The sequence below is a fragment of the Arthrobacter sp. TE26545 genome, assembly GCF_056279005.1.
Genome location: NZ_JBWBQM010000001.1, coordinates 3673270 through 3694137, shown reverse-complemented (window position 1 = coordinate 3694137; position 20868 = coordinate 3673270). Strand labels below are relative to the sequence as shown.

The following is a 20868-nucleotide window of genomic DNA, read 5'->3' as shown; positions in this document are numbered from 1 at the left end:
GTTCTGGGGTTTCTGGTTTTCCTGTCCTTGCCGATCATGCGCATGGTTTGTGTGTGTGGGGTGTGGGGGTTGGGGTTGTTGTTTGAGAACTACATAGTGGACGCGAGCATCTTGTAAGCAATTTTGTTTAGAAGTTTTTTGATCTGTGTGGTCAAGTTTTTAAGGGCACACGGTGGATGCCTTGGCATCAGGAGCCGATGAAGGACGTAGGAATCTGCGATAAGCCTGGGGGAGTTGATAACCGAGCGGTGATCCCAGGATGTCCGAATGGGGAAACCCCGCACAACGCCGTTTTCGGTGATTGTGTGACCCGTACCTGAATATATAGGGTGCGTGGGGGGAACGCGGGGAAGTGAAACATCTCAGTACCCGCAGGAAGAGAAAACAACAGTGATTCCGTTAGTAGTGGCGAGCGAACGCGGATCAGGCTAAACCGACCCATGTGTGATAGCCGGCGGGCGTTGCGTGGGCGGGGTTGTGGGGCAGTTGCGTGCTGGTTCTGCCGGACCGGCGGGGTGTGTGTGCGTGCATAGGCGAACGGTTTTGAAAGGCCGGCCGGAGAGGGTGTGAGTCCCGTAGCCGTAATGTGTTGTGCCGCCCTGGTGAGTGTTCCCAAGTAGCACGGGGCCCGAGAAATCCCGTGTGAATCTGTCAGGACCACCTGATAAGCCTAAATACTTCCTGATGACCGATAGCGGACCAGTACCGTGAGGGAAAGGTGAAAAGTACCCCGGGAGGGGAGTGAAACAGTACCTGAAACCGTGTGCTTACAATCCGTCAGAGCAGCCTTGTTGTTGTGATGGCGTGCCTTTTGAAGAATGAGCCTGCGAGTTAGTGTTACGTCGCGAGGTTAACCCGTGTGGGGTAGCCGTAGCGAAAGCGAGTCTGAACAGGGCGAGTGTAGTGGCGTGATCTAGACCCGAAGCGGAGTGATCTACCCATGGCCAGGTTGAAGCGACGGTAAGACGTCGTGGAGGACCGAACCCACTTCAGTTGAAAATGGAGGGGATGAGCTGTGGGTAGGGGTGAAAGGCCAATCAAACTCCGTGATAGCTGGTTCTCCCCGAAATGCATTTAGGTGCAGCGTTGCGTGTTTCTTGCCGGAGGTAGAGCTACTGGATGGCCGATGGGCCCTACAAGGTTACTGACGTCAGCCAAACTCCGAATGCCGGTAAGTGAGAGCGCAGCAGTGAGACTGTGGGGGATAAGCTTCATAGTCGAGAGGGAAACAGCCCAGACCACCAACTAAGGCCCCTAAGCGTGTGCTAAGTGGGAAAGGATGTGGAGTTGCTTAGACAACCAGGAGGTTGGCTTAGAAGCAGCCACCCTTGAAAGAGTGCGTAATAGCTCACTGGTCAAGTGATTCCGCGCCGACAATGTAGCGGGGCTCAAGTACACCGCCGAAGTTGTGGCATTCACACATGTTCCTAGCCTTCGTGGTTCAGGGGTGTGGATGGGTAGGGGAGCGTCGTGTGGGCGGTGAAGCTGCGGTGTGAACCAGTGGTGGAGCCTACACGAGTGAGAATGCAGGCATGAGTAGCGAAAGACGGGTGAGAAACCCGTCCGCCGAATGATCAAGGGTTCCAGGGTCAAGCTAATCTGCCCTGGGTAAGTCGGGACCTAAGGCGAGGCCGACAGGCGTAGTCGATGGACAACGGGTTGATATTCCCGTACCGGCGAAGAACCGCCCATACCAAGCGGGGGATACTAACCGCCCGAAACCTGCCCTATCACCCTTTGGGTGTGTGGGTTTTGGTGGAGCGCGGGACCTGATCCCGGGAGGTAAGCGTATTAACAGGTGTGACGCAGGAAGGTAGCCGGGCCGGGCGATGGTTGCCCCGGTCTAAGGACGTAGGCCGTTCCATAGGCAAATCCGTGGAACATGCAGGCTGAGATCTGATGGGACCCCCGCATGGGGGGATCCGGTGATCCTATGCTGCCTAGAAAAGCATCGGCGCGAGGTTCCAGCTGCCCGTACCCCAAACCGACACAGGTGATCAGGTAGAGAATACCAAGGCGATCGAGAGAATTATGGTTAAGGAACTCGGCAAAATGCCCCCGTAACTTCGGGAGAAGGGGGGCCCGGACCGTGAGACCCACTTGCTGGGTGGAGCGGGCAAGGGCCGCAGAGACCAGGGGGAAGCGACTGTTTACTAAAAACACAGGTCCGTGCGAAGTCGCAAGACGATGTATACGGACTGACTCCTGCCCGGTGCTGGAAGGTTAAGAGGACCGGTTAGCTCTTCGGAGCGAAGCTGAGAATTCAAGCCCCAGTAAACGGCGGTGGTAACTATAACCATCCTAAGGTAGCGAAATTCCTTGTCGGGTAAGTTCCGACCTGCACGAATGGAGTAACGACTTCCCCGCTGTCTCAACCATAAACTCGGCGAAATTGCAGTACGAGTAAAGATGCTCGTTACGCGCAGCAGGACGGAAAGACCCCGAGACCTTTACTATAGTTTGGTATTGGTGTTCGGAGTGGCTTGTGTAGGATAGGTGGGAGACTGTGAAGCCCGGACGCCAGTTCGGGTGGAGTCATCGTTGAAATACCACTCTGGTCACTTTGGACATCTAACTTCGGCCCGTGATCCGGGTCAGGGACAGTGCCTGATGGGTAGTTTAACTGGGGCGGTTGCCTCCTAAAAAGTAACGGAGGCGCCCAAAGGTTCCCTCAGCCTGGTTGGCAATCAGGTGTCGAGTGTAAGTGCACAAGGGAGCTTGACTGTGAGAGAGACATCTCAAGCAGGGACGAAAGTCGGGACTAGTGATCCGGCGGTACATTGTGGAATGGCCGTCGCTCAACGGATAAAAGGTACCTCGGGGATAACAGGCTGATCTTGCCCAAGAGTCCATATCGACGGCATGGTTTGGCACCTCGATGTCGGCTCGTCGCATCCTGGGGCTGGAGTAGGTCCCAAGGGTTGGGCTGTTCGCCCATTAAAGCGGTACGCGAGCTGGGTTTAGAACGTCGTGAGACAGTTCGGTCCCTATCCGCTGCGCGCGCAGGAAATTTGAGAAGGGCTGTCCTTAGTACGAGAGGACCGGGACGGACGAACCTCTGGTGTGTCAGTTGTACTGCCAAGTGCACCGCTGATTAGCTACGTTCGGATGGGATAACCGCTGAAAGCATCTAAGCGGGAAGCTCGCTTCAAGATGAGATTTCCATGCACCTCGTGTGTGAGAGGCCCCCAGCCAGACCACTGGGTTGATAGGCCGGACGTGGAAGACAGGACCAACGACTGTCGAAGCCGACCGGTACTAATAGGCCGACAACTTACACCACACAAAAACATCAAAAGCTACGCGTCCACTATGTGGTTCCCGGACAACAACCCAGGAACCAAACCGGCACACCACCGGACAACCGAATACAACCAGCAACACCTGGTAACCAACAGTCTTCCCACCCGCCCCGCACGGGGCGGGGACGGGTAACAAGGTTACGGCGGTCATAGCGTGGGGGAAACGCCCGGTCCCATTCCGAACCCGGAAGCTAAGACCCACAGCGCCGATGGTACTGCACCCGGGAGGGTGTGGGAGAGTAGGACACCGCCGGACAACCATTACAGGTCGAGGCCCCCGAAGAACACCTTCGGGGGCCTCCCGCATTTAACCCACAAACAGGCGCACGGGTGACTGCCGCACACAGGCACGCCGCCGCCGTCGGGCATTCCCCGCCCGCCGCGCCGTCGGACGGCCCCGTAAGCCGCCGCCGGGCCGGTCCGGCGGCCTGTTCAGGCTCCCCGAACCCCTGAAAAACCCCGGAAATCCCGTGAATTTGGTCAAAAAGGCGCGGAAACACGCGGAATTTGCTGGCCGTGTCCGCCCAAGCTGGTAAGTTTTCGAACAGTGGCTCGTGCGCAGACCGCGCGTGAGCTCCAGACTCGTACAGTCCAGGAGGACAACAATGGCTAAGAACCGTAGCGAACTGGTTGCAGAGGTTGCTGGCAAGGCTGGCACCAGCCAGGCTGCCGTGAACGGCGTGCTCGACGCCCTCTTCGAGGTCTTCGAGGCTTCTGTCGCCGCCGGCGAAAAGATCACCATCCCGGGCTGGCTCGCCATCGAGCGCACCGACCGCGCCGCACGCACCGGCCGCAACCCGCAGACCGGCGAGACCATCCAGATTGCAGCAGGCCACAGCGTCAAGCTGACCGCCGGCTCCAAGCTGAAGGCAGCTGTCGCCAAGAAGTAAGACACTTCGGCGAACGCCTCGGAAGGCGGCAGGCTAACGGCCTGCCGCCTTCCGCATTTAATGAGATCCCCGTGCCGCGGCTGCCAGGGCCGATTCGCGGCCTCGGCAGCCTTGGCGGACAATGGATAGGTGCCACAAGCAAGAACCTCCCCCACAGCCCCCCGGCCCGCTCCCAATGCAGCGGCAGGTACGGGGACGGCACAAGGCATCGGCCTTCCGTGGCAGCTGGCCGGCATTGCGGTGCTCCTGCTTGCCCTGGCCGGGGCATTGCTCTTCTCGGGGGCCGCGGGGGCCCGCCAGGTCTCCGATCCCGGGGCCCTGGTCCGCTGGGGACTTCCGATCAGCAAAGCGATCCACAACGTCGCCCTCGCGACCGTAGTGGGCGGCCTGATCTTCGCCGTCGGAATCCTTCCGCGCCACCTTCCCGGACACCGGGCCAAGGACGCCGAGGCTCCCGAACACCCGGCCTTCACCCGGGCACTGGCCGTCGCGGCGGCCGCGGGCGCCGTCTGGACCCTCTCCGCCGTCGCCGTGCTGGTGTTCAGCTATGCGGACATCGCAGGCCAAGGCATCTCGGGCGACGCCGAATTCACCCGTTCCCTCGTCTACTTCATGACCGACATCGAGACCGGCAAGGCCTGGCTCGCGGTCACCATCATCGCCGCGGTGGTCACGACCATCCTCTTCGGCGTCCGCTCCCTGGCGGGGCTTGCCTGCACGCTCGTCTTGGCGCTGGGCGGCCTGGTGCCCACCGCACTGATCGGGCACTCCTCAAGCTCCAGCGACCACGGTGGCGCCATCAACTCGCTCGGCCTGCACCTGGTGGGCGTCTCCAGCTGGGTGGGCGGCATCATCATGCTCGCGGTGCTTTCGGGCATCCTGGGCAGCAAGGCCTCCGGCGGCAAGGACGCCACCGAACAGACGCTCCGCCGCTTCTCCAGCCTGGCAGGCTTCGCCTTCTTCCTGGTTTTCGCCTCCGGCGTCGTCAACGCGAGCATCCGGGTCACCACCTTCGAGGAGCTCGTCGGCTCGGCCTACGGGCAGCTGATCCTGGCCAAGGCCTTCGCCACACTGCTCCTGGGTGGCATCGGCCTCATGCACCGCCGCTGGGTCATTCCGCAGCTTGGCCGGGGCGGGATGTCCGTCAGGCGGGTGCTCTGGCAACTCGTCCTCGTCGAACTGCTCGTGATGGGCGCGACGTCGGGACTCGCCGTCGCGCTGGGCCGCTCGGCACCGCCGGAACCGACCACCTACGCGCCGGACGCGTCGCCGTCGTTCATCCTCTCCGGCTATGAACTGCCGCCGGAACTGACGCCCGAACGCATGTTCAGCGAATGGCGTTTCGACTGGATCTGGGTGACCGTGGCGGTCTTCGGCGCCGTGGCCTACCTCCTGGGCGTGGCCAAGCTGCGCCGCCGCGGCGACTCCTGGCCCTGGCTGCGAACCGTGGTGTGGCTCCTGGGCCTGGCAGCACTGACCTACATCACCTCCGGGCCGCTGGCCGTGTACGGCATGGTGCTCTTCTCGATACACATGGTGGACCACATGGCCCTGACGATGGTGGCGCCGCTGTTCCTGGTGCTGGGTTCGCCGGTGACGCTGGCGCTGCGTGCGCTGCCCGCCCGCGGCGAAGGCAGCCGGGGCGACGGCTCCCGCGGCCTGCGTGAGTGGCTGCTGGTGTTCGTGCACTCGAAGTTCTCCCAGCTGGTGACGCACCCGCTGTTCGCCGCCGCGAACTTCGCCGGATCGATCGTGCTGTTCTACTATTCGGACGCCTTCGGTTGGGCCATGCGCGAACACGTCGGCCACGAACTGATGAACCTGCACTTCCTGCTCACCGGGTACATCTTCGTGCTGACCATGATCGGCACCGATCCGTTGCCGCGCCGCGCGCCGTATCCGATGCGGCTGCTGCTGCTCCTGGCCACGATGGGCTTCCATGCCTTCTTCGGCGTTTCCATCATGGGCGGTACCGGCCTGCTCGCCGCGGACTACTTCGGCAACCTCGGCCGCACCTGGGGCGGCTCGGCGATCGCGGACCAGCAGGTGGGCGGCGCAGTAGCCTGGGGGATCGGCGAAGTGCCCACGCTCCTGGTGGCGATCGGCGTCGCGGTCATGTGGTCGCGCTCGGACGAGCGCGAGACCCGGCGCACCGACCGCGCGGCCGAGCGGAATAACGACGCCGAGCTGAACGCTTACAACGACATGTTTGCCAGGCTCGCCGACCGCGATGCCAAACTTGCACAAAACGATCCTGGACACCGGCCTGCGAAACAGGTCGAACCCGACACGAAGCTGGAAGGACGCTGATGAGCGAAACCGTACGCACCCAATTGCGGGTCCGGGCCTCCGAACTGGTGGGCCGCGGCTGGCTCAACACCGGCGGCAAGAACCTGGACCTGGAGGCCCTGCGCGGCAAGATCGTGCTCCTGGACTTCTGGACGTTCTGCTGCATCAACTGCCTCCACGTGTTGGACGAGCTGCGCCCGCTCGAAGAGAAGTACTCGGACGTGCTGGTGACTGTGGGCGTGCACTCGCCCAAGTTCGAGCACGAAGCCGACCCCGTGGCCCTCGCCGCTGCCGTGGAACGCTACGAAATCCACCACCCCGTGCTGGACGACCCGGAGCTTGCCACGTGGAAGGCCTACACGGCCCGTGCTTGGCCGACCCTGGTGGTCCTGGACCCCGAGGGCTACATCGTGGCGCACCTGTCCGGCGAAGGGCACTCCGGCGGCCTCGCCGTCCTCCTTGAGGAACTCGTTGCCGAGCACGAGGCCAAGGGCACCCTGCACCGCGGCGACGGCCCCTACGTGGCGCCTGTTCCGACGTCGGGCACCCTGCGCTTCCCGGGCAAGGCCACGGCGCTGGAGAACGGCAACTATCTGGTGGTCGACTCCGGCCACCACCGCCTGGTGGAACTGCGCCCCGACCTTGAAACCGTGGAGCGTGTGATCGGCTCCGGCACCAAGGGGTACCTGGACGGCCAGGCCGAGCTCGCCCAGTTCAACGAGCCGCAGGGCGTGGCCGTGCTGCCTGCCGAACTCGCCTGGAAGCTCGGCTACGACGCCGTCGTGGCCGACACCGTGAACCACCGCCTGCGCGGCGTGACCCTGAGTTCCGGTTACGTGCAGACCGTGGCCGGCAACGGCATCCAGCGACTGCTCGACGCCGGTCCCGCCCGGGTGACGGCCACCGGTGCCGCCGAATGGGCTTCCTCCGCGCACCACGAGGGTCCTGCCGATTTCGCCGGCGACGCCGTGGACGTGGGCGTGCTCGGCCTCGGCGCCGGCGTTTCGCTGTCCTCGCCGTGGGACGTGGTGTGGAGCGACAAGCTGCAGCGCGTGGTCATCGCCATGGCCGGCACGCACCAGATCTTCGCCTTCGAGCCGGTCTCGGGGGAAGTCTCCATCTTGGCCGGCTCGGGCCTCGAAGGGCTCCTGGACGGTCCCGCCGAGGAAGCCTGGTTCGCCCAGCCGTCCGGCCTGTCCATTGACGCCGCCGGCGACATCTGGGTGGCCGACTCCGAAACCTCCGCCCTGCGCCGGCTGGTGCTGGGAGAAACCGGCGTGACCGTGGAATCCGCCATCGGCAAGGGCCTGTTCGACTTCGGCTTCCGTGACGGTTCCGCATCCGAAGCCCGCCTGCAGCACCCGCTGGGCGTCACCGTCCTGCCCGACGGCTCCGTGGCCATCGCCGACACCTACAACGGTGCCGTGCGCCGCTACGACCCCGCGGCGAAGTCGGTGTCCACCCTGGCGCGCGGCCTTGCCGAGCCGAGCGACGTCGTCGTGGTCCATCCCGACGGCGGCGAGCCGCTCCTGGTGGTGGTGGAGTCCAACAAGCACCAGCTCGTCCTGGTCCCGATCCCCAAGGAAGCCCAGCAGGTGGACGAGGGCGCCTCGCAGACCCAGCGGCCCAAGAGCCCGGTGGCACCTGGAAACCTGGAACTCACGGTGCGCTTCACTGCGCCCACCGGCCAGAAGCTGGACGACCGTTGGGGCGATCCCACGCAGCTGAAGATCTCCTCCACCCCGCCCGAGCTGCTAGTCTCCGGTGGCGGCACCTCCGTGGGCCTGCAGCGCACGCTGGAGCTCTCCTCCGAGGTTGCCGAGGGCATCCTGCACATCGCGGCCCGTGCGGCTGCGTGTGACGGCCCCGAGACCGAGGACGGCGAAATCCCGGACCACGCCGCCTGCCACCTGTACCAGCAGGACTGGGGCATCCCGGTGGTCCTGCAGGCCGACGGCGACACCGAACTGGTGCTGGACCTGCGCGGAATGGACTGAGCGGCTCCGCTTGAAGCGGCCCGAGGCCAGACAGGTTTTCCAGCTCGATTTCACGGGTGCAACCTGTTGTTGGAGGTTTTTCAGCGTCGGGGACGTCACACCGTGCAGGTTTCGGATCAAGGCAATGCGGACGGTACCCGCATACAGAGGGGTTCCGGGACGGCGGTGGTTTGAAAACCTGCGCGGGGTGACATCGAGGTCTCTCCCCGGGGCCACTTCAGCCAACAGGCCTAGTAGCTCACCTGCGGGACCACCGCGATGCTGTTCTCGCCGATGTCCAGGCGGGTGGTGAAGCTGAAATCCTGCACCTCGTTGAGCGTGCTGACGCGGCCCGTGAACAGGTCGATCTGCTTCGCGGTCACCCGGGCCTTGCCGTTGAGCGGCGCTACCGCCCAGCCGCCGTCGAACGGTTCGATGCTGACCTTGGGGTACTCGGTGATCTTCCACTTGATGGTGCCCGGCTCGATGGGGCTGTTGGTCACGTGGTAGAACGGGCAGTCCGGCTGCAGGCGCTGCTGCTTCGTGGCTTCCTCGGCGCAGTTGTCCAGGTACTGCTTGATCTTCGATGCCACGGCCTGGTTCATGCTGTCAGTGGTCCGGGTCAGCAGGTTCAGGGGAGTCTGGCTGGAATCGTTGCTGGTCACCGAGGTGCGGACCGGGATCGCGGTGAAGAATTCTTCGCTGAGGCTGGCCTCGTACTCGCCCGGGTAGAGCACGGCGAAGCTGCCTCGGCCGTCGGGCAGGTTCACCGGGACGCCGTTGAGGTTGGCCTCGCTGGCGTTCACCACGGTGACGTCGAGGGTGGGCAGGGACGAAGGCACAAACTCCCAGTGGCCGAAGAACAGCCATTCCGTGCCCGTGCGCTCCAGCAGGAACTCGCTGTGCAGCTGGTTGCCGTCGATCGTGTAGTCGAGCGGCACCATGACCCGTTTCGCGCCGCGGGACTGGGGCTGGCCAATCCGGACATCGGAAACCTTCGAGGCCGCAGTCTGCAAGGCGGTGCCGTCCAGCATGGCCGCGTTTCCGCCCGGGACGGAGGCCTTCAACAGGCCCAGCGCCGCGCCGCCGTCGCCCCGTTTCAAGGCCGACAAATACTCACGCACAGGCTGCTGCGGGCTGGCCACGGAATTGCTCACCAAGTTGATTGCAACGATGCATGCGGCGACAGCAAGCATCAGACCGAGCAGCCATCCGGCTGCGGTCTTTACGAAGGCTTGACTGAGCTGCACGTCCCTTACGTTACCTGCCGCGGCACCCATACCTGGGAATCGCGGCGGTTCCGCCGCCCGGAAAAGCCGGAATTGCAGGCCCCCGACGCCGGCTGGCACCTAGCGCTGTCCGCCGCCGTCGTGCGCCGGTACAGGAGGAACGCGGCAGTCGCCGGGGCGGGAACCGGTGGCCGTCCGGAACGGAAAATCCGCTGCTTAATATGAAGCCGTCGCTTGCTCCTCAGCGCCGCCGGCGGGAGGAGGTCCCGAAGATGCCGCGCATGAGTTCACGGCCCAGTTGCGTGCCGAGGGATCGCGCCATGCTCTTCAGGCCGCCGCCAAGCGCGCCACCGAGGGTGCCGGCCAGATCGCCCAGGCCGCCGCCGTCGTCCTGTGTTCCGGAACGCCGTGCTTCCGGGACAGGCGCAGGGGCCGGCGGAATATCCACCGGGGGAAGCTGCGGGCCGGGTCGGCTGCTGGGCCGGCCCAGGATTTCCTCCTCGATGCGGCGGGCCTCGGCGTCCACATCGTAGGCGGAGGTGCTTGCGGGCACGGGAGGCAGCCCGGGTGCGGCGGCGCCGGTGGACGACGCTGCATGGCCGCTCAGCTTCTCGTAGGCCGAGACGTTGTCCACGGCGGTGCCGTATTTCACCAGCAGGGCGGAGGACGCCACTGTGCTCCGGACGAGGTCTTCGGCACTGGGGCCCATGACCGATTCCGGGGCACGCAGCCGGGTCAGGGCGACCGGCGTGGGCGCGCCCCGTTCGTTCATCACGGTGATGACGGCCTCGCCGATGCCGGCCGAGGTGAGGGTTTCCTCGAGGTCGTAGTCGCTCACCGGGAAGGTGGAGACCGTGGCTTTCAGCGCCTTGGCGTCCTCCGGGGTGAAGGCGCGCAGGGCGTGCTGGATGCGGTTGGCCAGCTGGCCCAGGACGTCGGCCGGAACGTCCTTCGGGGTCTGGGTGACGAAGAAGATGCCCACACCCTTGGAGCGGATGAGCCGGACCGTGGTGGTGATGGCGTCGAGGAAGGCCTTGGACGCGCCGTTGAAAAGCAGGTGGGCCTCGTCCAGGAAGAACACGAGCTTGGGTTTGTCTAGGTCCCCGGCCTCGGGAAGGTCCTCGAACAGGTCAGCCAACAGCCACATCAGGAAGGTGGAGAACAGCATGGGCTTGGTTTGCAGGGAGGGGAGTTCGAGGCAGCTGACGACGCCGCGGCCGTCCGGGGCCGTGCGCAGGAGCTCGGCGGTATCGAACTCCGGTTCGCCGAAGAACTTCTCCAGGCCCTGTGCCTCTAGGCCCACCAGTTCGCGCAGGATGACGCCGGCCGTGGCCTTGGACAGGCCGCCCAGGTTCTCCAGCTCGGCCTTGCCCTCGTCCGAGGTGAGGAACTGGATGACGGAGCGCAGGTCCTTGAGGTCGAGCAGTTCCAGGTTTTTCTGGTCCGCGAAGTGGAAGATGAGCTGCAGGCTCGATTCCTGGGTGTCGTTGAGTTCCATGATCCGGGACAGCAGGATGGGGCCGAAGGACGTGACCGTTGCCCGGACCGGTATGCCGTTGCCGTCCCCGCCGAGGGCCAGGAACTCCACCGGGAAGTTCTTGCCCGACCACTCTTGGCCCAGGCCCGCCGTGCGGGCGGTGAGTTTCTCGCTGGCGGTTGCCGCGGTGGCCAGCCCGGAGAGGTCGCCCTTGATGTCTGCGAGGAACACAGGCACTCCGGCGGTGGAGAGTTGCTCCGCCATCATGTGCAGCGTCACCGTCTTGCCGGTGCCCGTCGCGCCGGCCACAAGCCCGTGCCGGTTCATCATGGACAGCGGAAGGCGGACCTGCGCTTCTTTGTGGACTTCGCCGTCCACAATGGCTGCCCCGAGATCGATGGTGGCGCCGTCAAGGGTGTAGCCCTGCTGGATCGTGGCGAGTTTCTCGGCTGTGGTTTTGTTGGCCATGCGCACAGCTTAGTCTCGGGATTGCTTGGAAAGCGCATTCCCACTAACGTGGGAACAGAGTCCCGACGACGCCCGACTGACTGCGAGACAAGCCATGGCCCCCGACGCCCCAATCGGCACCCTGAGCCCGGGCCTGTGCTCGGTGACCCTTCGTTCGCACAGTGTGGAGGAAGTGGTGGCCCTCGCGGCCAAGGCCGGACTGAGCGGCATCGAATGGGGCTGCGACGTGCACGTCTCCGATGCCGCGGCGGCCGCCCGGGCTAAGGAGGCCTGTGCCGACGCGGGGCTGCGGGTCCTCTCCCTGGGTTCCTACTACCGAGCCGGCACCTTCGGCGATTTCGAAACCACCCTGGCGCTCGCCGCCGGCGTCGGAGCCCCGCGCGTGCGGATCTGGGCGGGAAGCCTGGAGCCCAATGAGGCCGACGCCGGCACCTGGGATGCGGTGGTGGAGGACACCCGGCGGATCGCCGCGCTCGCGGCCGGCCGCGGCGTCGATCTCGCCTTCGAGTTCCACAACCGTTCGCTGACCAGCACGGTCGACGGAACCTTGGAACTGCTCGAGCGCGTGGCCCGGCCGAACGTCGGCACGTACTGGCAGCCCGCCGTCGGCATTTCCGATGGCGAGGCGCTGGACGCACTGCGGAGCCTGCTCGATCACCTGACGGGCATCCACTGCTTCTCCTGGTGGCCGCAGGCCGAGCGGCTCCCGCTCGACGCCCGCGAGGGGCTGTGGCGCGAGGCGCTCGGAGTCGCGCTGGACTCAGCCAAGGGCAGAGGCCGGGACCTTGACGTGATGCTCGAGTTCGTCGCCGACGACCGCCCGGAGAACCTGCTCGGCGACGCCGCGACGCTGCGCCGCTGGCTCACTTTGTGAGGCCCGGTCTACGTGCTTTGGGCGCCTCAAAGGACGTAGAGCGGGCCTCGCAACGCAGGGGCGTGGCCCCGTTAGGCGCTTTCAGTACTCCGGCGCAGGCGCACGGTGCCTGTGATCGCCGCGCCCGGGTCGGCCGGGTTCGCGCCGCCGTCGGGCTCGGCCAGGGCGCCGAGCGTCACCTGTCGGCCGATTTCCTCCAGGGGCAGTCCCACCGTGGACAGCTCGGGGCGGAAGTCCCGGAGCCATTCGATGTCGTCGAAGCCGGCCACGGTGGCATCCTCGGGGACCGACAGGCCATGCTCCCGCAACGCCGCCACGATCCCGATCGCCATGACGTCGTTGCCGGCGAAGATGCACGGTCGGGTGCCCAGGTCCGCGAGCCGCCCGGCGAGCTGCGTTCCGGCGTCGAAGCCTCCGTTGCGGCTGAAGGCCGTGTGCAGCACCTCCGCCGCGGGGCGCCCGGCCTCCGCCAGGCCGCGCTGGAAGCCTCGGATGCGCTCGTCGGAGGTGGCCAGGCCGTCCGGACCCGCCACGATTACAAACGTTCCCGCGTGTGTGGCGGCAAGTTCCGCCGCAAGTTCGCGGGCAAGTTCCTCGTTCGGCACTGGGAGCGTGCAGTAGCCGGCCGTTTCCGGCAGGCCGATGATTCCCTGCCCGACGACGCCGAGCCGGCCGCCGTTGCGGCAGTAGCGGTCGAGCTCAGCCGCGAGTTCGCCGTTGGCGGCGGAGTCTTCCGCGCGGTGTGAGCGGGAACCGGCGATCACGATCGCATCCGCCCGCCGGGCCGCGAAAGCGGCGGCGGCTTCCTTTTCCCCCGCGGGGGTGCCGTCCGTGGTGGCCAGCAGGACCATGCGGCGCTCCTGGCGCGCCGCGGTCTGGACGCCTTGGGCGATGGCGGAGAAGTAGGGATCGGCGATGTCGTGGACGATCAGGCCGATGAGCCCGGTGCTGGACTTCGCCAGGGCCTGGGCCTGGGCATTGGCCACGTAGCCGAGGGATTCTGCGGCCTGGCGCACCCGTTCGGCAATGCCCGCGCCGGGTGTACGGGCCGAGCCGTTGAGCACCCGCGAGGCTGTGGCGGGGGAGACACCCGCGAGCTTTGCCACTTCGGCCAGGGTGCTTGCAGCCACGGGGTTCCTTTCCTCTGGGATCTCCGCCCATTATGGCAGTTTCGAGGCCCACTCGGGAAAGCGCTTGCCAACGTGGCCACCCCCGTGCACACTTGAGCGAGTGGGAATGCGCTTTCCAATCCGCGGAAAGCACCGAAAACTTTGGAGGACACATGGGTTTCGAAACAAGGACGATCCGGATCGCCATGAACGGCATCACCGGCCGCATGGGCTACCGCCAGCATCTGTTGCGTTCGATCCTGCCGATCCGCGACGCCGGCGGCTTCACCCTGGAAGACGGAACGCGCATCCAGGTGGAGCCGATCCTGGTGGGCCGCAGCGAGGCAAAGATCCGCGAACTGGCCGAGAAGCACAAGATTGCCGAATGGACCACGGACCTGGACGCCGTCATCAACGACCCCAGCGTCGACATCATCTTCGACGCCTCCATGACCAGCCTGCGCGCCGCCACCCTGAAGAAGGCCATGCAGGCCGGCAAGCACATCTTCACCGAGAAGCCCACCGCGGAAACCCTCGAAGAAGCCGTGGAACTGGCGCGGATCGGCAAGCAGGCCGGGGTCACCGCCGGCGTCGTGCATGACAAGCTCTACCTGCCCGGCCTGGTCAAGCTGCGCCGCCTGGTGGACGAAGGCTTCTTCGGCCGCATCCTCTCCATCCGCGGCGAATTCGGCTACTGGGTCTTCGAAGGCGACGTCCAGGCGGCACAGCGCCCGTCCTGGAACTACCGCAAGGAGGACGGCGGCGGCATGACCACGGACATGTTCTGCCACTGGAACTACGTCCTGGAAGGGATCATCGGCAAGGTTAGGAGCGTCAACGCCAAGACTTCCACCCACATCCCGGTCCGCTGGGACGAAGCCGGCAAGGAATACAAGGCCACCGCTGACGACGCCTCCTACGGCATCTTCGAACTTGAGACCCCGGGCGGCGACGCCGTCGTCGGCCAGATCAACTCCTCCTGGGCCGTGCGCGTCTACCGTGACGAACTGGTGGAGTTCCAAGTGGACGGCACGCACGGTTCCGCCGTCGCCGGCTTGAACAAGTGCGTCGCGCAGCAGCGCGCCCACACCCCCAAGCCCGTCTGGAACCCGGACCTGCCCGTCACCGAATCCTTCCGCAGCCAGTGGCAGGACGTCCCGGCCAACGCTGAACTGGACAATGGCTTTAAGCTGCAGTGGGAGGAATTCCTCCGCGACGTCGTCGCCGGCCGCGGACACCGCTTCGGCCTGCTCTCCGCCGCCCGCGGCGTGCAGCTGGCCGAACTCGGCCTCCAGTCCAACGACGAGCGCCGCACCGTCGACATCCCGGAGATCGTGCTCTGATGACGGCCCTGATTCTTCCCGACGCCGACGGCGGCACCCGCCGCTACACGCTCCGCCCCGCGACTTCCTGGGCCAGGCCGTCCGCGCCCCTGGCGTCCCGGCACGCCTATGCCGCGGCGCACGTGATCCCCGAAGCCACCGCGGACAACACCCCGGGTGCCCCGGCGCGGCTCGACTGGGATGCCACCCTGGCCTACCGCCACGAGCTCTGGTCCTACGGGCTGGGCGTGGCCGATGCCATGGACACCGCCCAGCGCGGCATGGGGCTGGACTGGGCGGCGACCCAGCAGCTGATCAAGCGCAGCGGAGCCGAGGCGGCGTCGGTAGTGGCCGCCGGCAACGCCGCGACGGCGGGCAAGTCCGTCCGGGACCTGGTCGCCTGCGGTGCCGGGACCGACCAGCTGGAACTGGATTCGCTGGAAGCCGGCCCCGCCGGAATCCAGACCGTGCTCGAGGCGTACCGCGAGCAGATCGCCGTCGTCAGCGAAGCCGGACCCAAAGTGATCCTCATGGCCTCGCGTGCCCTCGCCAAGGTGGCCGCCGGTCCGGACGATTACCTGCACGTCTACTCCACCCTGCTGCGGGAAGCTTCCGAACCCGTGATCCTGCACTGGCTGGGCACCATGTTCGACCCCGCGCTGGCCGGGTACTGGGGTTCGGACGACGTCGCCCAGGCCACCGAAACCTTCCTCGCCCTGATCCTGGAGCATGCGGACAAGGTGGACGGCGTGAAGGTCTCGCTCCTGGACGCCGCCCACGAGGTCGCCCTGCGCGCCCAGCTACCGGCAGGCGTCAGGCTCTACACCGGTGACGACTTCAACTACCCGGAACTGATCGACGGCGACGGCACGCACCACTCGGACGCGTTGCTGGGCATCTTCGCGGCCATCTACCCGGCCGCCTCGGCGGCCATGCAGAAGTACGATGCCGGCAAAGCCGTGGAAGCGCGCGCCATCCTGGATTCCACCCGCGAGCTCGGAAAGCACATCTTCAGCGCGCCGACGTTCTACTACAAGACCGGCATCGCCTTCATGTCCTGGCTCAACGGCAAGCAGCCCGGCTTCCAGATGGTGGGCGGCCTGCACGCCGGCCGTTCCGTGGTCCACCTGGCCCGCACCTTCGAGCTGGCCGACCAAGCCGGGCTGCTCCGCGACCCCTCGCTTGCGGCGTTCCGGATGTCCGATTTCCTGCGGATCAACGGGGTGGGCGCATGAGTTCCCCCGATTTCTCGCGACTGTCGCTGAACAGCGCCACCACCAAGAAGTGGACGCTCGCGGAGGCCGTTGACGGCTGTGTCCGGGCGGGCATTCCGGCGATCGGGCCGTGGCGGGACCGCGTGCACGAGGCCGGCCTGGACAAGGCGGCCCGGCTCATCAAGGACGCCGGACTGCGGGTCTCCTCGCTGTGCCGGGGCGGCTTCCTCACCGCGGCCGACGCCGAAGGGCAGGCGGCCGCGCTCGCCGACAACAGGGAAGCCGTCCTCGAAGCGGTGGCGCTGGACACGCGCGAACTGTTCCTCGTCGTCGGCGGCCTGGCCCCCGGCGAGAAGGACGTCGTCGCCGCCCGGCAGCGGGTGGCGGACCGGCTGGAGGACCTGGTGCCGTTCGCCGTCGAGCACGGCGTGCGGCTGGTCCTTGAACCGCTGCACCCGATGTACGCCGCGGACCGGGCGCTGATCTCCACGCTCGGGCAGGCCCTGGACCTCGCGGCACCGTACTCCCCGGCCGCCGTCGGCGTGGCTGTGGACACCTTCCATGTGTGGTGGGACCCGGAGCTGAGGGGGCAGATCGGACGGGCCGGGCGGGAGCAGCGGATCGCCTCGTACCAGGTCTGCGATTTCAACCTCCCGATCGCCGCGGACGCGCTGCTGTCGCGCGGCATGATGGGCGACGGCGTCATCGACTTTGCGACGATCGGCACCTGGGTGCGGGACGCCGGATACGCGGGCGACATCGAGGTGGAAATCTTCAACCAGGACATCTGGGACGCCGACGGCGACGCCGTGCTGGCCACCATGAAAGAACGCTACGCGGAGCTGGTCCTGCCGCACGCCTGAGCCCTGCCGGATCCACCCGCGAAGGGGGTGCGGCACCCTGTGATGAATGCCTCTCCGCACGCACTTGACGGCGGGCAGGGCGAGCCTTCAGCATTGATCGTAGCGTTCATTTTTCGAACGTTTCTTATCGGTGTCGCACGTCCATTGCGGGGACGTGGTGTCGGGCAAGGGAGCTGATCCCGGGCCGGGAATGGACAACATTGTGGGACTGTGGTTGGACATCGCAGGTTGGGGCGGCGCCGTTGCGATCCTGGCTTCGTACCTCTCCGTTTCCATGGGCTGGCTGCGGGCCGGCCGGCGCTTCCAGGCGGCGAACCTCGTGGGCTCCGTCGCCTTCATCATCAACGGTTCCTACTACGGCGCATGGCCCTCGGTGGTGACCAACGTTGCCTGGTTCGTGATCTCCGCGGTGGCCCTCATCCGGATGCAGCGCGCCGCTTCGCGGTCCGCGTCCGCTCAGGCTCCCGCCCCTGCGCCGGCCGCCACGGCGGCGCCCGCGCCGGCGCATCCGGTGCCGGCGCATCCGGTTGCCGCGCCGGCGCATCCGGTGCCGGTGGTGACTGCCTCGATGCCCCTGGTTCCGCTGGCCGCCGAGGCCTGAGTCCGTCCCCAGTCGGTCCGGCTTAACCGCGCAATTGCTGAATGGTGCGAAAGAGCTCTTGGGTCATACGGCGGAAGCTGCTGGATCAGTCTCCAAGAGTGCGAAGCTTCGCGGCGCTGAATTCCTCGTCAGAGAGTGCGCCCCTGGCATGGAGCTCTGCAAGAAGAGCCAGTTCTGCCGCCACCGACCTTCTGCCCCGCAACTTGCCAAGGAATATCCGCGGCACGTCCCCGTGGGTATCGGTGGACGACATTTCCCGCGTCCGCCGTCGCGATGAGCGCTTGCCGGCAAATGCGATGACGAGGGTAATCACGATGACGCCTAACGCGATTCCCAACGGGATCCGGAACCGATCCGCTGCACTTGCCACGATTGCAATAGCCACCCCAGCTACAACTGCACACGACCCCGCTAACCGGAGCCATTTCCGGCTGATACTGAACATGAGCATGTATCCGCCGGGGTCGGTAGAAACCGCATGTTGGTTCATCTGCCGAGAATAGCCCTGCGAATACTCATTGAACATCCCCAGACCGTGGCCGCTGGGCCGGGCTCACTGGTGAAAGGGAGGCTCTGAGTCTTGGGGGAGAGGCAATACTCCTTGTGCGGGGGTCATGGTGAACCACTGGCCGCCCTGCTTGATCGCAAAAATGATTACTCTCTGATTGGTATCGAGTGGATCGCCATCGAGGTAGGACTCGGCAGAACAGGTCTGCGGCATGGATGAGATGCGCAGGTTCCCATCTCCGGGACTCCCTTTGAGAACCCGCTCGACTTCGACAAGGTGGGTCGTGGCCTTGGAACCGTAAATTGTGGCCTCGCCGACCCGGCTTACAGACTTGCCGATGAGCACCATGGTGGCCGCACCATATTGGTCCTGAGGGGTTTCGAACCGGACCCAGTCAATACACGCTACCGCGCCACCGCCTGAAGCGGGGCTGTTGTTAGAACCAGGGATTGTGCCGGTAGCGTTCGCCGTGGGTTCCGCAGTTTCCGGTCCGCCCGTCACCTTGCCGCCACACGATGTCAGCAGCATGGTGAGAAGCAGGGATGGAATCAGGCATCGCCACAACTTAAGGCGTTTCATTGTGCTCCCTCATGAATGGACGCGGAGCCGTTCCGGTACCGGAGGTAGACCACACCGTTGCCGAAGCGGCGCTCCTCCAGCAGTTCGAGCTTGAGCCCGACGCCGTCCGGTAGGAACCGCTTGCCGCCGCCCACCGTGACCGGGTTGAGGAAGAAGCGGAACTCGTCCACGAGGCCCGCCTTGACGGCCTCGGCCGCCAAAGCGGCGCCGCCGATGGAGAGCTCCCGCTCGGCCGAGGCTTTCAGTGCCCGGACGGCACCAGCGTCGAACGTTCTTTCAATCCGCGTCTTCGCGGTGGTGGGCTGGTCCAGGGACGTGGAGTACACGATCTTGTCCGCCGCGTGCCAGATGTCGGCGTAGTCCTTGATGGCTTGGGGTTCGCCGGCAGTGTCCAGATCCTCCCACCAGGCCATGACCTCGTACATCCGGCGCCCCAGAAGATAGGTGCCGGCCTGCTTCTCAAGTTCGTTGACGAAGGCATGGACTTCCTCGTCCGGCGCGCTCCAGTCGAAGTTGCCTTCGGCGTCGGCAGTGTATCCGTCCAGGGACATGATCGCGGTGTAGATCAGCTTGGCCATGACCCGAGGGTACGCCGTGGCATGCCGTCCTGCATCAGCCCTGGGCGCGGTGCAGGCTGTACCAGAGGAGCGCGACCGGACAGGGACGTCCGGGACTCGGTACTGTCGAAGGTGAATCCGAGCCGAACCTCCAGCTCGCGGATGCGCGCGCCAGCGGCCGTGGTGGGGACGGTCGCGGGGGGCGGCCGTGGCCGCCTGAGCCCCGGCTGCGGTAGGGTGCGCCCATGGACGAGAAAGCAACCCTGCACCACTACCTGAGCGCCGGGCGGAAGGAACTGCTGGCCAAGCTGGACGGGCTGAACGGGTACGACGTCCGCCGGCCGATGACGCCCACCGGCACCAATCTCTTGGGCCTCGTGAAGCATGTGGCCAGCGTGCAGTTGGACTACTTCAGTGGGGTGTTCGGCCGGCCCAGCGGCCGTGAACTTCCCTGGTTGGCAGATGGTGCCGAACCCGACGCCGACCTGTGGGTTCCGGCGGAGGAGAGCCTGGAAAGCGTAATCGAGCTGCACCACTTCTCCGCCGCCCACAGCGACGCCACCATCGACGAGCTCCCCCTGGACGCGCCCGGCGTCGTGCCGTGGTGGTCGGAAGAGAAGCGGAACGTGACGCTGCACAGGATCCTGATCCACATGATTTCGGAAACGGCGCAGCACCTGGGCCATGCGGACATCCTGCGCGAACTGATCGACGGCACGGCGGGCAACGGGTCGGAGGACCCCAACCTGACCGGGCGCAGCGCCGAGGAATGGGCGCTGCACCGTGCCCGGATCGAGGCCGCGGCGCGGGATGCGGGGAAGTGAGCAGGGGCGACGATACGCCTAGCCCTCTCCGACCACCTCGGACATATCTCCCGTTCCCGGCGTCCCCTCGAGCAGCTCGTAGCGCTGCATCACCGCTCCCTTCGGCGAGGCGACCACCGGCTCTATGAGCTTGAGGTTGCTCGGAACCACGCCATCGGCGAAGACCTTCTTCCCACGGCCGAGCAGGATCGGGTACACCCAGAGATTCAGCCGGTCGAAGAGCTTCTCCGAGAACAGGGTCTGCACGAAGTCCAGGCTGCCGATCACGTGGACGTTCACATGCCGGCCGCGTAGTTCCTCGACGGCGGCGGCGATATCGGGACCGAGCAGCGTGGAGCCGGCCCATTCGAGGTCCGGGTCCAGACGCGAGGCCACGTACTTCGGGATGCGGTTGAACAGCTCCGCGATGAAGCCGCTCTGATGCGGCCAGTACGAGGCGAAGATGTCGTAGGTCCGGCGCCCCAGCAGCAGGGCGTCCATACCCTCCATGCCCTCGGCGATCTGCGCGCCAACGACGTCGTCAATGAGCGGCGCCTGCCAGCCGCCGAACGCGAAGCTGTTGTCCGTGTCCTCTTCCGGCCCGCCGGGCGCCTGTGCCACGCCGTCGAGCGTCGTGAACAAATCGATATGGATCAGTCCCATGCCGTGCTCCTTCGCAGTTGCCCGTCGTCGACCCGGCGGGATCATTCCGAGGCTGGCACACAAGTAGCGCCGAGACAACAGCCCACCCCAATATCCAAGGCCTGTGCCCGGAGGGCCTCACGGCAGCGTGCTGGTCCAGTGAGG

General features: G+C 65.7%; 16 protein-coding genes and 2 rRNA genes. 11 read left to right on the top strand and 7 right to left on the bottom strand.

From position 1 onward, the window contains the following. Positions 1-149 precede the first annotated feature (149 nt). The 5 genes from ACZ9CK_RS16775 to ACZ9CK_RS16755 all read left to right on the top strand — a co-directional run bounded on the left by ACZ9CK_RS16775 (position 150) and on the right by ACZ9CK_RS16755 (position 8478). Positions 150-3283, top strand: a 23S ribosomal RNA gene (locus ACZ9CK_RS16775). A gap of 158 nt (positions 3284-3441) precedes the next feature. Further along, a 5S ribosomal RNA gene (gene rrf, locus ACZ9CK_RS16770) occupies positions 3442-3558 on the top strand. Between the two features lie 349 nt (positions 3559-3907). Beyond that, positions 3908-4192 carry an HU family DNA-binding protein gene (locus ACZ9CK_RS16765; protein ID WP_070350644.1) on the top strand — a complete coding sequence of 95 codons (285 nt, stop codon included), beginning with the start codon at positions 3908-3910 and terminating at the stop codon, positions 4190-4192. A 129-nt stretch (positions 4193-4321) separates the two neighbouring features. Then, positions 4322-6502, top strand: coding sequence for a bifunctional copper resistance protein CopD/cytochrome c oxidase assembly protein (locus ACZ9CK_RS16760; protein ID WP_476050530.1), 2181 nt, complete (start codon positions 4322-4324; stop codon positions 6500-6502). Then, the gene (locus ACZ9CK_RS16755; RefSeq protein ID WP_426300506.1) at positions 6502-8478 is read left to right on the top strand and encodes an NHL domain-containing thioredoxin family protein; all 1977 of its coding nucleotides are present in this window, start codon (positions 6502-6504) and stop codon (positions 8476-8478) included. Before ACZ9CK_RS16760 ends, ACZ9CK_RS16755 begins: the two co-directional genes overlap by 1 nt. Before the next feature lie 230 nt (positions 8479-8708). Here ACZ9CK_RS16755 and ACZ9CK_RS16750 read toward each other — a convergent pair whose 3' ends face one another. Continuing rightward, positions 8709-9737 (bottom strand): hypothetical protein, encoded by a 1029-nt coding sequence (locus tag ACZ9CK_RS16750; protein WP_476050529.1) that lies wholly within the window; start codon positions 9735-9737, stop codon positions 8709-8711. 190 nt (positions 9738-9927) lie between these two features. Further along, on the bottom strand, positions 9928-11631 hold the full coding sequence (locus ACZ9CK_RS16745) for a helicase HerA-like domain-containing protein (protein ID WP_476050528.1): 1704 nt from the start codon (positions 11629-11631) through the stop codon (positions 9928-9930). Positions 11632-11725: 94 nt separating this feature from the next. On the opposite strand from ACZ9CK_RS16745, the gene ACZ9CK_RS16740 reads away from it, so the two are divergent. Further along, complete coding sequence (locus ACZ9CK_RS16740) at positions 11726-12505, top strand: sugar phosphate isomerase/epimerase family protein (RefSeq protein WP_426300500.1); 780 nt, start codon at positions 11726-11728, stop codon at positions 12503-12505. Positions 12506-12576: 71 nt separating this feature from the next. Here the strand turns inward: ACZ9CK_RS16740 and ACZ9CK_RS16735 are convergent, their stop codons facing one another. Continuing rightward, positions 12577-13635 (bottom strand): LacI family DNA-binding transcriptional regulator, encoded by a 1059-nt coding sequence (locus tag ACZ9CK_RS16735; protein WP_426300498.1) that lies wholly within the window; start codon positions 13633-13635, stop codon positions 12577-12579. 152 nt (positions 13636-13787) lie between these two features. Here ACZ9CK_RS16735 and ACZ9CK_RS16730 point away from each other — a divergent pair, with 152 nt between their 5' ends. The 4 genes from ACZ9CK_RS16730 to ACZ9CK_RS16715 all read left to right on the top strand — a co-directional run bounded on the left by ACZ9CK_RS16730 (position 13788) and on the right by ACZ9CK_RS16715 (position 17614). After that, positions 13788-14957 (top strand): Gfo/Idh/MocA family protein, encoded by a 1170-nt coding sequence (locus ACZ9CK_RS16730; RefSeq protein WP_476050527.1) that lies wholly within the window; start codon positions 13788-13790, stop codon positions 14955-14957. Next, on the top strand, positions 14957-16171 hold the full coding sequence (locus tag ACZ9CK_RS16725; protein ID WP_476050526.1) for a dihydrodipicolinate synthase family protein: 1215 nt from the start codon (positions 14957-14959) through the stop codon (positions 16169-16171). Before ACZ9CK_RS16730 ends, ACZ9CK_RS16725 begins: the two co-directional genes overlap by 1 nt. Further along, a complete protein-coding gene (locus tag ACZ9CK_RS16720; protein WP_476050525.1) occupies positions 16168-17013 on the top strand; it encodes a sugar phosphate isomerase/epimerase family protein in 846 nt (281 codons plus the stop codon). The genes ACZ9CK_RS16725 and ACZ9CK_RS16720 overlap by 4 nt, the downstream gene beginning before the upstream one ends. Before the next feature lie 202 nt (positions 17014-17215). After that, positions 17216-17614, top strand: coding sequence for a CBU_0592 family membrane protein (locus ACZ9CK_RS16715; protein ID WP_476050524.1), 399 nt, complete (start codon positions 17216-17218; stop codon positions 17612-17614). An 85-nt stretch (positions 17615-17699) separates the two neighbouring features. Here ACZ9CK_RS16715 and ACZ9CK_RS16710 read toward each other — a convergent pair whose 3' ends face one another. The 3 genes from ACZ9CK_RS16710 to ACZ9CK_RS16700 form a co-directional block, all read right to left on the bottom strand. Continuing rightward, a complete protein-coding gene (locus ACZ9CK_RS16710; RefSeq protein ID WP_476050920.1) occupies positions 17700-17867 on the bottom strand; it encodes an SHOCT domain-containing protein in 168 nt (55 codons plus the stop codon). A 300-nt stretch (positions 17868-18167) separates the two neighbouring features. Next, positions 18168-18701 carry a hypothetical protein gene (locus ACZ9CK_RS16705; RefSeq protein ID WP_476050523.1) on the bottom strand — a complete coding sequence of 178 codons (534 nt, stop codon included), beginning with the start codon at positions 18699-18701 and terminating at the stop codon, positions 18168-18170. Further along, positions 18698-19279 carry a dihydrofolate reductase family protein gene (locus ACZ9CK_RS16700; protein WP_476050522.1) on the bottom strand — a complete coding sequence of 194 codons (582 nt, stop codon included), beginning with the start codon at positions 19277-19279 and terminating at the stop codon, positions 18698-18700. Before ACZ9CK_RS16700 ends, ACZ9CK_RS16705 begins: the two co-directional genes overlap by 4 nt. Before the next feature lie 224 nt (positions 19280-19503). On the opposite strand from ACZ9CK_RS16700, the gene ACZ9CK_RS16695 reads away from it, so the two are divergent. After that, positions 19504-20082: a DinB family protein gene (locus tag ACZ9CK_RS16695; RefSeq protein ID WP_476050521.1), complete on the top strand. Its 579-nt coding sequence runs from the start codon at positions 19504-19506 to the stop codon at positions 20080-20082. Positions 20083-20100: 18 nt separating this feature from the next. Here ACZ9CK_RS16695 and ACZ9CK_RS16690 read toward each other — a convergent pair whose 3' ends face one another. Next, positions 20101-20724, bottom strand: coding sequence for a dihydrofolate reductase family protein (locus ACZ9CK_RS16690; RefSeq protein ID WP_476050520.1), 624 nt, complete (start codon positions 20722-20724; stop codon positions 20101-20103). Positions 20725-20868: the final 144 nt, after the last annotated feature.

Bases quoted from the DNA above. Each gene is read 5' to 3' on its own strand.
- ACZ9CK_RS16765 (WP_070350644.1), top strand. From the start codon at position 3,908: ATGGCTAAGAACCGTAGCGAACTGGTTGCAGAGGTTGCTGGCAAGGCT.
- ACZ9CK_RS16755 (WP_426300506.1), top strand. From the start codon at position 6,502: ATGAGCGAAACCGTACGCACCCAATTGCGGGTCCGGGCCTCCGAACTG.
- ACZ9CK_RS16750 (WP_476050529.1), bottom strand. From the start codon at position 9,737: ATGGGTGCCGCGGCAGGTAACGTAAGGGACGTGCAGCTCAGTCAAGCC.
- ACZ9CK_RS16745 (WP_476050528.1), bottom strand. From the start codon at position 11,631: ATGGCCAACAAAACCACAGCCGAGAAACTCGCCACGATCCAGCAGGGC.
- ACZ9CK_RS16740 (WP_426300500.1), top strand. From the start codon at position 11,726: ATGGCCCCCGACGCCCCAATCGGCACCCTGAGCCCGGGCCTGTGCTCG.
- ACZ9CK_RS16730 (WP_476050527.1), top strand. From the start codon at position 13,788: ATGGGTTTCGAAACAAGGACGATCCGGATCGCCATGAACGGCATCACC.
- ACZ9CK_RS16725 (WP_476050526.1), top strand. From the start codon at position 14,957: ATGACGGCCCTGATTCTTCCCGACGCCGACGGCGGCACCCGCCGCTAC.
- ACZ9CK_RS16720 (WP_476050525.1), top strand. From the start codon at position 16,168: ATGAGTTCCCCCGATTTCTCGCGACTGTCGCTGAACAGCGCCACCACC.
- ACZ9CK_RS16710 (WP_476050920.1), bottom strand. From the start codon at position 17,867: ATGTCGTCCACCGATACCCACGGGGACGTGCCGCGGATATTCCTTGGC.
- ACZ9CK_RS16705 (WP_476050523.1), bottom strand. From the start codon at position 18,701: ATGAAACGCCTTAAGTTGTGGCGATGCCTGATTCCATCCCTGCTTCTC.
- ACZ9CK_RS16700 (WP_476050522.1), bottom strand. From the start codon at position 19,279: ATGGCCAAGCTGATCTACACCGCGATCATGTCCCTGGACGGATACACT.
- ACZ9CK_RS16695 (WP_476050521.1), top strand. From the start codon at position 19,504: ATGGACGAGAAAGCAACCCTGCACCACTACCTGAGCGCCGGGCGGAAG.
- ACZ9CK_RS16690 (WP_476050520.1), bottom strand. From the start codon at position 20,724: ATGGGACTGATCCATATCGATTTGTTCACGACGCTCGACGGCGTGGCA.